This window comes from Alteromonas sp. KUL17 (assembly GCF_006538305.1).
Classification (GTDB): Bacteria; Pseudomonadota; Gammaproteobacteria; order Enterobacterales; family Alteromonadaceae; genus Alteromonas; species Alteromonas macleodii.
The window spans coordinates 22,283-34,648 of the sequence record NZ_BJKJ01000018.1 but is presented as its reverse complement, the minus strand read 5'-3'; the positions used below and the strand labels follow the sequence as shown (position 1 = coordinate 34,648).

Below are 12,366 nucleotides of genomic sequence, written 5' to 3'. Positions count from 1 at the left end.
AAGTGTAAAACGAAAAAATGAAAGTAGGATTATTTGGCGCCAACGGGCGTATGGGACGGGTTTTAGTTGAAGCGCTAGATTTAAGTGACGATGCACAACTTAGCGTGGCAACGGTACGCGATGATTCACCTTGGGTTGGACTAAATGTGGGCGAACTTGCGGGCATTGGCAAAAAAGACGTTGATTGTACTGCGCTATCAGATTTAAGTGGTAATGATGCAGATGTAATGATCGATTTCACCCTGCCTTCGGTTATTGAAAGTAATCTTACGTGGTGCGTTAAAAATAAAATGCCTGTTGTTATTGGAACTACTGGATTAAACGATTCACAGTTGGCGGCACTCGACGAAGCAGCAAAGCATATACCTATCGTATTTGCGGCTAATTACAGTGTGGGCGTAAATTTAATGCTTTCCCTAGTTCGACAAGCTGCAAGTGTGCTGGGTGAAACGGCTGACATCGAAATAACAGAAGCACATCACAGATTTAAACAAGATGCGCCTTCTGGTACAGCCATGGCCATTGGTGAAGCCATTGCTGACGAATTGGGCCGTGATTTAAAAACCTGCGCTGTATACGGCAGAGAAGGAAAAGAGCCTGAACGCGACCAAGGCACTATTGGCTTCGCAACAATTCGAGCCGGAGACATTGTCGGTGAACACACAGCCTTATTTGCAGATATTGGTGAGCGCCTGGAGATTACGCACAAGGCATCAAGTCGACTTACTTTTGCGAAAGGCGCAGTGCATGCAGCGAAGTGGTTGTATGGAAAAGAACCTGGTCTATACTCCATGGTTGATGTACTTGATTTAAAGCTATAGGCGTTTTTATGCCAGCATGCTGTAGCTAAATTAGCAGGCGAGCTTGAGGGCGTTATCAAAGTGTTAAACTAAAGTTGCACTTTAAATGAGCAATAAGCCGTACTTTCGGTGGTTCTGCGCAAAAATCGTGGTATAAGCGGTATTTTAGTAAATTATTACAAATAAATTTGCCATTTTCGGTCAGTGATGTATACTCGCCGGAATTTGCCAGAATTTCGTATTCTGAGGCCGCCAAAATGGCTGAAGAGTGCGGTTTTATTAGCTGCAAAGATCGTAAAACGGGATGTATTGTTATCAATAACTCCCGTTTTTTGTGGGGTTTGTGCAGAAAACTGCACAAACACATAGTTATCCTTAATCTGGAGGTTGACTTGGCTAATTCTGCCCTTTTGGTGTTAGAGGATGGTTCTGTTTTTAAAGGTACGGCGATAGGCGCTACAGGCTCCGCCGTTGGGGAAGTCGTTTTTAATACTTCCATGACCGGCTATCAAGAAATTCTCACCGACCCATCCTACGCTGAACAACTCATCACCCTTACTTATCCACACATTGGCAACACCGGCACTAACGAAGAAGACGTCGAAGCAGATAAAATCTGGTCGAAAGGTCTAATCATCCGTGACCTACCTCTTGTTGCTAGTAACTTTCGTCAACAGCAAACTTTGTCTGAATACCTTAAAGCGAAAGGCGTTGTGGGTATTGCCGACATTGATACACGTCGCTTAACGCGTATCTTGCGAGACAAAGGTGCACAAAACGGCTGCATTATTTGCTCTGATGAATTAGACGAGTCTAGCGCACTAGCGCAAGCAAAAGCTTTCCCTGGCCTTAAAGGCATGGATTTGGCAAAAGTAGTAAGTATTACTGAGCCAAAAACATGGACAGAAGGCAGTTGGGAACTTGGTAAAGGTTATGTAACACCAAGCGAGTTCAAATATCACGTTGTTGCTTTTGACTACGGTGTTAAAAATAATATTCTTCGTATGCTAGCTGACCGCGGTTGTAAAGTTACGTTAGTACCAGCGCAAACGCCTGCTGAAGACGTACTAGCCATGAATCCTGATGGTGTATTTTTGTCAAATGGCCCGGGCGACCCAGAGCCATGTGACTACGCAGTAACCGCAATCAAAACTATCGTCGAAACCGGTACGCCTGTATTTGGTATTTGTCTTGGTCACCAGCTACTTGCTATCGCAAGTGGTGCGAAGACAGTGAAGATGAAGTTTGGTCACCACGGTGCAAACCACCCGGTTAAAGACCTTAAGCGCAATGTAGTTATGATCACTAGCCAAAACCACGGTTTTGCAGTTGATGAGTCTAGCTTGCCAGATAACCTAGAAGTAACTCACATTTCGTTGTTCGACAAGTCGCTGCAGGGTATTCACCGCACCGACAAACCTGCGTTCAGCTTCCAGGGACACCCTGAAGCCAGCCCAGGTCCTCATGAAGCGGCACCGTTATTCGACCACTTCATCGAACTTATTGAACAACACAAGCAGTAGGAATTAGCCCGCTATGCCAAAACGTACCGACATACAAAGTATTCTTATCATTGGTGCTGGCCCTATTGTTATCGGCCAGGCTTGTGAATTCGATTATTCAGGCGCGCAAGCGTGTAAAGCCCTTCGAGAAGAAGGCTACCGTGTTATTTTGGTTAACTCTAACCCTGCAACCATTATGACCGACCCAGAAATGGCAGATGCGACTTATATCGAGCCTATTCACTGGGAAGTAGTTCGCAAGATCATTGAAAAAGAACGTCCAGATGCCATCTTACCTACAATGGGTGGACAAACTGCGCTTAACTGTGCGCTAGAGCTAGACAAGCACGGCGTACTTGAAGAATTCGGTTGTGAGCTCATCGGTGCAACGGCAGATGCAATCGATAAAGCAGAAAACCGCGAGCGCTTTGACAAAGCAATGAAAAACATCGGCCTTGAATGTCCACGTGCGGAAATCGCGCACAGCATGGATGAAGCGCACGATGTACTAAGCCGCATCGGCTTCCCTTGTATCATTCGTCCGTCTTTCACCATGGGTGGAACCGGCGGCGGTATCGCGTACAACATTGATGAATTTAATGAAATTTGTCACCGTGGCTTAGACCTTTCTCCTACCAACGAGCTGCTTATCGATGAATCGTTGCTAGGTTGGAAAGAGTACGAAATGGAAGTAGTACGCGATAAAGCAGATAACTGCATTATTGTATGTACTATCGAAAACTTCGACCCTATGGGCGTGCATACCGGCGACTCAATCACAGTTGCTCCAGCACAAACCCTGACTGACAAAGAATTCCAGCTAATGCGTAATGCAGCGATGGCTGTACTGCGCGAAATTGGCGTTGAAACCGGTGGTTCAAACGTACAGTTCGGTGTAGATCCGAAAACTGGTCGTGTAGTAATCATCGAAATGAATCCTCGCGTATCGCGTTCATCAGCGCTTGCTTCGAAAGCAACAGGTTTCCCAATTGCGAAAGTAGCAGCGAAACTTGCGGTAGGTTATACGCTAGATGAATTAGCAAACGACATTACAGGTGGCCTAACGCCAGCATCTTTCGAGCCGTCTATCGACTACGTAGTGACTAAGATCCCACGCTTTAACTTTGAGAAGTTTGCCGGTGCTAACGACCGACTGACTACTCAAATGAAGTCGGTAGGTGAAGTGATGGCCATTGGCCGTAACCAGCAAGAATCACTGCAAAAAGCCCTTCGCGGTCTTGAAGTAGGTGCGACAGGCCTTAACCCAATGGTTGACCTTGAAGACCCTGAATCACGCAATAAAGTGGTTTATGAACTTCGTCAGCCTGGTGCAGAGCGCATTTGGTACATCGGTGATGCATTCCGTATGGGCATGACGGTTGAAGAGGTATTTAACCTTACCAATATCGACCGCTGGTACCTTGTACAGCTTGAAGATCTTATTCTTCTTGAAGCTAAAGTAGCAGAGCTTGGTTTACCGGGTATTGATGCCGACTTTATGCGCGCACTTAAGCGTAAAGGCTTCTCTGATGCGCGTCTTGCTGAGCTAACCAAAGTGGCAGAAAGCGATATTCGTGAAACCCGTCGTGACTTTGGTATTTCTCCTGTCTACAAGCGTGTAGATACTTGTGCAGCAGAATTCTCTACCAGTACAGCTTACATGTACTCAACGTATGACGAAGAGTGTGAAGCAGCGCCAACTGACAAAGACAAGATCATGGTTTTGGGCGGCGGTCCAAACCGAATTGGTCAAGGTATTGAGTTCGACTACTGCTGTGTTCACGCGGCGCTTTCAATGCGTGAAGACGGTTACGAGACCATTATGGTTAACTGTAACCCTGAGACAGTATCTACCGACTACGACACATCAGACCGTCTGTACTTCGAGCCAGTAACGCTGGAAGATGTACTTGAAATCGTTGCTAAAGAGCAGCCGAAAGGCGTTATCGTGCAATATGGTGGTCAAACGCCACTTAAACTTGCTCGTGCACTAGAGGCGGCGGGTGTACCGGTTATCGGTACCTCACCAGAAGCGATTGACCGTGCTGAAGACCGTGAGCGCTTCCAGCAAATGGTGAACAAGCTTAACCTCAAGCAGCCTGCGAATGCCACGGTAACTAACGTTGAGCAAGCGCTAACTATGGCTGAAGAGATTGGCTTCCCGCTAGTGGTTCGTCCAAGCTACGTGCTAGGTGGTCGTGCGATGGAAATCGTGTATGACCTCAAAGATCTTAAGCGTTACCTTAATGAAGCGGTTAAAGTGTCTAACGACGCGCCAGTATTGCTAGACCGTTTCTTGGATGATGCTATTGAAGTTGATATCGATGCTATTTGCGACGGCAAAGACGTAGTGATTGGCGGCATCATGGAACACATTGAACAAGCGGGTGTTCACTCTGGTGACTCTGCGTGTTCATTACCTCCACACTCGCTTTCAAAAGAGATTCAAGATGTCATGCGCGAACAAGTTAAAGCCATGGCGCTTGAACTTGGCGTAGTCGGTCTGATGAATACACAGTTTGCGATTAAAGATGGTGAAGTATACCTAATCGAGGTTAACCCTCGTGCAGCACGTACCGTTCCATTCGTTTCTAAGGCAACGGGTGTACCTCTTGCTAAAGTTGCAGCACGTGTAATGGCTGGCGTGAGCCTAGCCGAGCAGGGCGTAACAGAAGAAGTGATTCCACCTTTCTACTCTGTGAAAGAAGTGGTGCTTCCATTTGCTAAGTTCCAAGGTGTTGACCCACTGCTAGGCCCAGAGATGCGCTCAACGGGTGAAGTAATGGGCGTTGGCGATACCTTCGAAGAAGCCTATGCTAAAGCTAACTTAGGTGCGGGTGCGCCACTACCTAAGCAAGGTAAAGCGCTTATTTCAGTACGTGATACCGACAAGCCTCGTATGATTGCTCTGGCAAAAGCGTTGGTTGAAGCGGGCTTCAGTATTGAAGCTACCCGCGGTACGGCTACCGAGCTTTATGATGCAGGCATCATGAGTACTGTGGTTAATAAGATGTCTGAAGGCCGCCCTAATATTGTTGATGCAATCAAAAATGGCGAATACGCGTATTTGATTAATACAACAGAAGGTCGTCAAGCCATCACCGACTCAGTGTACATTCGTCGTGAAGCCTTGCTAAACAAGGTAACCTACACCACGACAATGAACGCAGCGTTCGCAACTATCCGTGCTAAGTCTGCTGATGACCGCAATAAAGTGGCGTCAGTTCAAGAACTACACGCTAGACTCAAACACTAATGACATACGCTAGGATACGAGGTATCCTAGCAATATTACATTTGTGTGAACGAATAAAAAGTGCGCCTTCGCGGCGCACTTTTCTGTTTAAATTACTAGCTAAGTGAGACGGTATTCATGAGTCAGTATCCAATGACAGCGCGCGGCGCTCAAATGCTGCGTGACGAATTAAATGAGCTAAAAACCAAAACACGCCCACGTATTATCGAGTCTATTGCCGAAGCACGTGAACATGGTGACTTAAAAGAAAATGCTGAGTATCACGCGGCCCGTGAGCAGCAAAGCTTCTGTGAAGGCCGCATTCAAGATATTGAAGGCAAGCTATCAAATGCACAGATTATCGACGTTACCAAAATGGAAAATACGGGTAAGGTTATTTTCGGTACTACCGTAACCATTCTAAACGTCGATACCGATGAAGAAACCACCTACCGTATTGTTGGTGATGACGAAGCTGATATTAAGAACAACTTGATTTCGGTTAATTCACCTATCGCTCGTGGTCTAATAGGCAAAGAGCTTGATGACATGGTAACGATTCAAACGCCAGCCGGCGCAGTTGAAGTTGAAATCATCGAAGTCGAGTACATTTAATATCGAGGGGCTAGCGGTGCAATACCGCTGGCTCTTATTGAATCTAAACATTCCTCTCAGTTGATCCTATATAACTAACTTTTACGCCTTTGATTTTCACCTTGTTTTGTATTTTTTAGTTTTGGTAATAGTGGTCCTAAATTAGACTAATTTATTAGAACAAAAAGCCTCAATTTCCTCGTTACTGCCTATACTTCAAAAGTGTTTTGAGTTTTATTAGCAGAATTCTTCGACAATTCACGCTTCGCTAAAGCAATTTCCAAGTATTAGGTTCGGTATTTAAGTGCACGGAATGGAGGCCAAAACCTTGACTATTTTTAGTAGACTATCCGTTGTACAACTTACGTTGATTGGAACAGGGACACTTTTTCTTTCCATTGCATTTTTAGCATATAAAGACATCAGTCAACTCGTAAAGGATATGTCATCGGCTGAACAAGATAAGCGTTTGGTGACGTTAGTCAGCGCAGTAGAAAGAGTCGCCCATCACCATGCGGTTGAGCGTGGGCTAACAGCCGGATATTTAGGAAATCCAAATTCAGATTCTAAGCAAAAGATTGTTAATCAGCGCGAAAATGCAGATCAAGCCTTTCAAAGCCTTAAATCAATTCACAACGAAAACTGGTCTGAAGATCTTGGTATAGACGTTATATTACAGCCCCTTTTTAAAGTGGAGGCAAACAAAGGGGAAATAAGGAGAGCAGTCGATTCGTTAAATGGTGCTGAAGCGTTTGGTTACTATAGTGAATTAAACAAGCGCGCTCTCAATGCGGCTAATGCGTTTACTATTTTGCTTAGTGATCAAAAAGCTAAGCAGCATTTGCTGCAGGGGCTAAATCTTGCTCGCTTGAAAGAAAGGCTTGGACAGCGCAGGGGGAAAATAAACGCAGTGTTAGCAAAGCAAAGTATTAACCCCAACACAAAAGCTGAAATTAACAGTTATACCGACGATATCAGTTACCTAGCGGAGAAGCTGACACTCGGATTAACCGGTGAGTTCAAATCCGAATTTGCTAGTTCAATATCTTCGTCTACATCAACGCAGGTTGAATCAATTGCTGCCAATGTTGTAGCAAGTGATGTAAATTTCGCTTCCTTGCCAAACAATAACGAATGGTTTGCGTTGGCAACGGCTCAGATTGGCCAAATTGCAAAGATCCTTAGCGGCGTTGTAGAAACAGCAAAACAAGATTCTAATAGTAATGTCGCTGCCGCAACGTCATCGCTAACCGCGATTGCTGTTATTATTGTTGTAGTGACATTATTCATCGCACTTATCTATCGCGTGTTGATAGGTATTATCACCCAGCAACTCAGCGTCTTGGTTTCAAACCTCGACAAAATCGCTCAAAAAGGCGACCTCACTATCGATGTATCAATGAGTACAAGCAATGAGTTGGGGGAAATTTCACGTTCAGTTAATACTACTATTCTAGCGCTACGTGACCTTATCAGAGGGCTAGGGCAATCAATTGGTACTAGCACAAGACTTTCTGGAAAATTAGAGGCGGCATGTGCAGAAATGTTGAGTGATGCCGGAAATACACAGCAACTCACTGCGAACATCGCTTCCGCGATAGAAGAAGTCGCCGTAACAAGTCGTGAAATCGCCAATTCTTCCTTAGATACGTTAAACGCAAGTAAGAGGCTAGATGAGCTAGCCGATCAATCGCTAGCAGCTAACGACAATATCCGAAATAGTATGACAGTGTTGTCAGAGGATATTCGTGGGGTTCAAACCAACGCGGCACAGATGGAGCTAAAAGTAACGGAAATAAGCACTATTCTAGAGACTATTAACACGCTTTCTGATCAGACTAACCTGTTGGCATTGAACGCTGCCATTGAGGCTGCGAGAGCGGGTGATCACGGAAGAGGGTTTGCTGTAGTAGCTGACGAAGTAAGAAAATTAGCACAAAGCAGCCGGGAGTCGTCGGACAAAATTTCCACACTACTTGTTAGTTTAAAAGAGGCAAGCGTTATCGTTGTCAATGACATCAATAAGAATGTCAGTTCAATCTCTACGTCTATGGACACCACGTTAGAAGGGCGGTCCACCGCTGAGAAAGTAAAAGAAGCTGCAAGTGAGCTAGAAAACATGGCGAACAACATGTCCTCTGCTGCTGAACAGCAATCTGTCACCACCGAAGAGGTGGCTAAAGATGTTGTTTCTGTAGAAGAAGCTGCCCGACATGAGCTCTATATTGCTGAGCAGTTGTCAGAACTCTCAAATGAAATGCAGCAAAATAATGACTTACTACAGCGAACCATTGATGGGTTTAAAGCAGATTAAGTCGTCACGCCTATTCTGAACTTGCAAAGGACTGTTTTCTATTGAGTGAGAGACGATACAAATTTATTGCTCAATCTACTTACACTAAGTATGATTTTTCCTTTTGTTTTCGAAAGGATGCATCATGGCTTATGATTTTGGTTCTCAGACGCTAGGGATAAAGAACCCATTTAAGACAGAAGGAGCGCTTAGAACACTGGGTGGTGTCTTAACGCTATTGTTAGCGGTTTACGTTGTTTTCACAGTACCGGCAATATTTGAAGCCAACAAGGTGAAAGGCTATACCTTGCTAGCGGTTGGTTTTGTTTTAGTAGTATCGGGAATACGCCATACGGCGGTTGGTATCCTTCAACTTATGCGCTTTTTTGTAGGTAGAACGGTTCCCACTTCACTGGCCTACAACTTCTCAAAATCTGAACAAGATGCTGCTCAGGCAGAGCAAAAATCCCTGCTTTACTCAAAAGAATCACTGCACTCTATGCTTATGGGAAGACGAAATACTACCTTTGAGGAGCCAAAAGGCTGGCTCGCTCGGCTAGTTCACAGCGTTTTTCCCAAGCTTGTTTTCTTACCTTACCCGCTACGCCATCTTGCCCAAGAAATTTTAGCCATGGGGGCGACACTTATCGTGGGCTTAGTTACCTACGCCATCGTCTATTTTTTAGTAAGTAATGGCTTTGCAGGTGAAGTCGCAAAAATTGTCGTTATGCCTGTTCTTTCTTTGGTATTGCTTATCTATTTTGTTGCCAACTGGACCTCTACGGCAAAGGGCATCCATAACGAAGGAAACTCGCAACTTGCTAAAGCGGGAGGGTTGTCAATTGGTGTAATCATTGGATTAGCACTTGTCGTTCCTCTTGGTGCGGGTGTGTTTCTCGATGGTGTGGTGGGAAGTAATATCAATGAACTTAAAACCTGGTCTGAAGAACACGCTTTTTTTAGCGCTTGGCTGAACTTTGTATACCTCTTCATCAGTATCGGCGTGGTGATAGGTCTTGTATTTCCATTACTTAAAAAGCGCATGGATTTAGTGACACCACAAACTGACGTCAGCGAATTTCGAGCAAACATGCAAGAGTCTGTTCATCCCAATGAGATTTTTATCAATATAGAAAACATCGTGCTTGCCAACCGTCGTTACAAGGAAGTCCCAAACAGAATATACGCAGACTTTGTTCCTAAGCTTAAAGAGCAGGCTGAAGGGAAGGGTAGTTTCGAAGGGGAATTACTGATAGAAACTCAGCCAACCCTCAGTGAGGGATTGGCATTACCCAGAGGGGCTAAAGTAGCGCTGAGCGCCATTGCGCAAGTTGCCGTCGTTGTTGCCGCGGTATTGTTTTACTCATCTGGCGTACAGCTCGCTGAGCTACTACATCTGGTTATCAATATCGGTGTAGATAACAGCGCACTGTTGAACAATGCTTTTTCTATGGTCAATAATTTGCTCATGCTGATATTCGCTTGGCTTACTTTCAGAGCGGCAGGAAGTATTTTAAATAACGCGTCTCACATGTTTTGGGGCGAGCTGAACTTTAACTCTTTGCTGATGTACATGAAAACCGAAGGCACGTATACCGAGTCTAGAGTTTCAACAGGTATGGCAATTCACGATTCTACACGGTCTGAAAATGTCGTAGTTAGAAGCAGTATCACACCGTGGATCATTACTAGCCGAATTAACACTTCTATATTCGCCACTAGCGGTATGAACAATCTGGAAGCCCCGCGCTTTGTAATGGGAATGAACAAAAACGACGGAGAATTGAAGGAAATCGTCGACGAAATTAAAGCATTCTTACGCGGTAGAGAGACCATCGCTTCAATCACTAATGAATCAGACTTAGCCAATGCAAGTACCATTCATCAAGTTAATCAACAAACCCGAGCGTTTAATAAAAAACCTGACGATCGCCTAACACTTAAAGAGACGGAAGAAAGTGCAGGTTTTCTTCGAAACGAAAAAGACAGTGAGTGAGGAGTGAGGCATGGCTGATATTAAAACACTAGATACAAAAGTTGTGTACGAAAACAAATGGCTTCGCGTAAGAGAAGACAAAATACAACGCAGCAGTGGAAACGAAGGCATTTACGGCGTGGTGGAAAAGCCTGACTTCGCTATTATTTTGCCGATAGAAGGCGATACGGTTTACATGGTTGAGCAATATCGCTATACCATAAAAGAGCGCCAGCTTGAGTTGCCTCAAGGTGCATGGGAAAGTAACCCTGATGTCGACCCTGTTGAATTGGCGAAAGGTGAACTTAAAGAAGAGACTGGCTTAACTGCAGATTCAATGGAATATGTGGGTTTTCAATATTTAGCATACGGTTTTTGTAATCAGGGTTATCACATTTATGTAGCTAAAGGCCTCACCCAAGGCACACAAAAACTCGATGTTGAGGAAGAAGACTTGCGCGTTGTTTCACTCTCCTTAAATGAGTTAAAGGAGAAAATAAAACGTGGAGAAATCAAGGACGCAAGCACCTGTAACGCAGTGGGGTTAGCCATGCTTAAGGGGATTATCTAAACACCCTGTTACAATTTGCTGACTGTTTTTTCTTTCTGAGAAGCTAGGGTTTACAGTTTATAACTAAAAACCATTTATAAAGAGATATTTATGGCGTTCAAAGGAAGTTTTTCCATTACTCAATGGGACGAAGACACACTTAGTGAAAGATCAGAGGGAATTAAGGTATCTCACGCTAGTATTAAGCAGGTGTATTCTGGTGAAATGAGTGGCGAATCTAATGTCGAGTTTTTGATGTCTTATCAATCTCAGATGTCTGCCAAATTTACCGGGTTTGAAACCTTCGTTGGCGTAGTAAACGGTATGCGCGGCACGGTTACTTTTCAGCATGCCGGTAAGTTTGAGAATGGAGTTGCAAGCAGCGAATTTATATCAATTGAAGGGTCTGCTACAGGTGAACTGACGGGAAAAAACCTTCGAGGTAACTTTAAGTCTGGTGAATCGGGTAAAGCTGATTACGCCATTGAAATCGACAACGCGTGAGTAACGGGTAAGCGGCAACGAAAAGCGATTTTTTTAAGCCCAAAAAAACGGCGCCGAAAGGCGCCGCTAAAAGTTGGGAAACAAACCAAGAAACTAACTATTAATTTTCAATTAAACGAGAACCAATCTCTATTTGACGAGGCTTCTTGGCTTCAGGAATGACTCGCTCCATATCGATGTGTAACAGACCGTTTTCCATATCTGCAGCTAGCACTTTTACATGGTCGCCAAGTTGGAATTTACGCTCAAAGTTACGCTCTGAAATGCCCTTGTGTAAGAACTTACGCTCTTTGCTTTCTTTATCGTCCGCTTCCGTTTTCTTCGTGCCCGTAATCGTCAACGTGTTTTCTTCAACCTGAATAGAAACGTCGTCTTTACTAAAGCCGGCAATAGCCATGGTTACACGATACTTGTCATCGCCAAGTAACTCTATGTTATACGGCGGGTAGGTACTTTGCTTCTCAGCACGAGATGCTGCATCAATTAATGACGCTAGGTGATCAGAACCAATGAATGAACGGTAAAGTGGAGATAGATCGATAGTACGCATAGTCATATCCTCAAAATTAAGCAATATGTTAAAAGTTTAAATGCCCCGACTCTGCGGCGGCGGTTTTGTCGACCTGACCTTTCAGCGCCGACAAAACATATATAGGAATGGCCCAAATACTTTTCAAGAAAGAAAATGCATATTTTTTCCAAAAAACTTGGATTTAATTTTAAGTGTATGTATTTATTGGTTTTATTTGTTTCTTTTTTTACGGCATGAAATGAATCGCGTGCTTTTCAATAAATATTGAGAAAAAACCTCACATACAATAAGTGTATGCGATGTTTTTATAAAACATTTAGCAATTGTTTAACCAATCCGGTTGTTTATAAATGCTACAATTTGGTTAAGCAAAATGTCTTA

Annotated in this window: 9 protein-coding genes; 8 read left to right on the top strand and 1 reads right to left on the bottom strand. The window is 44.2% G+C overall.

What is annotated here, in order from left to right:
• The first annotated feature begins 17 nt into the window (after window positions 1-17).
• The 8 genes from dapB (at window position 18) to KUL49_RS14905 (ending at window position 11,453) form a co-directional block, all read left to right on the top strand.
• Window positions 18-821: a 4-hydroxy-tetrahydrodipicolinate reductase gene (gene dapB / locus KUL49_RS14940; RefSeq protein WP_014976121.1), complete on the top strand. Its 804-nt coding sequence runs from the start codon at window positions 18-20 to the stop codon at window positions 819-821.
• A gap of 371 nt (window positions 822-1,192) precedes the next feature.
• Window positions 1,193-2,323 (top strand): glutamine-hydrolyzing carbamoyl-phosphate synthase small subunit, encoded by a 1,131-nt coding sequence (gene carA, locus KUL49_RS14935; RefSeq protein ID WP_014948979.1) that lies wholly within the window; start codon window positions 1,193-1,195, stop codon window positions 2,321-2,323.
• 13 nt (window positions 2,324-2,336) lie between these two features.
• A complete protein-coding gene (gene carB / locus KUL49_RS14930; RefSeq protein WP_075176286.1) occupies window positions 2,337-5,558 on the top strand; it encodes a carbamoyl-phosphate synthase large subunit in 3,222 nt (1,073 codons plus the stop codon).
• Window positions 5,559-5,675: 117 nt separating this feature from the next.
• Window positions 5,676-6,152, top strand: a complete 477-nt coding sequence (gene greA / locus KUL49_RS14925) for a transcription elongation factor GreA (RefSeq protein ID WP_014948981.1) — start codon at window positions 5,676-5,678, stop codon at window positions 6,150-6,152.
• A 307-nt stretch (window positions 6,153-6,459) separates the two neighbouring features.
• Window positions 6,460-8,445, top strand: a complete 1,986-nt coding sequence (locus KUL49_RS14920; RefSeq protein ID WP_165477913.1) for a methyl-accepting chemotaxis protein — start codon at window positions 6,460-6,462, stop codon at window positions 8,443-8,445.
• 124 nt (window positions 8,446-8,569) lie between these two features.
• On the top strand, window positions 8,570-10,420 hold the full coding sequence (locus tag KUL49_RS14915; RefSeq protein WP_131137806.1) for a hypothetical protein: 1,851 nt from the start codon (window positions 8,570-8,572) through the stop codon (window positions 10,418-10,420).
• A 10-nt stretch (window positions 10,421-10,430) separates the two neighbouring features.
• A complete protein-coding gene (locus tag KUL49_RS14910) occupies window positions 10,431-10,970 on the top strand; it encodes an NUDIX hydrolase (RefSeq protein ID WP_131137805.1) in 540 nt (179 codons plus the stop codon).
• A gap of 90 nt (window positions 10,971-11,060) precedes the next feature.
• The gene (locus tag KUL49_RS14905) at window positions 11,061-11,453 is read left to right on the top strand and encodes a DUF3224 domain-containing protein (RefSeq protein WP_014948986.1); all 393 of its coding nucleotides are present in this window, start codon (window positions 11,061-11,063) and stop codon (window positions 11,451-11,453) included.
• Window positions 11,454-11,553: 100 nt separating this feature from the next.
• Here KUL49_RS14905 and KUL49_RS14900 read toward each other — a convergent pair whose 3' ends face one another.
• Entirely contained in the window at window positions 11,554-12,003 is a 450-nt protein-coding gene (locus KUL49_RS14900) for an Hsp20 family protein (RefSeq protein ID WP_014976128.1), read from the bottom strand.
• Between the last annotated feature and the right edge of the window lie 363 nt (window positions 12,004-12,366).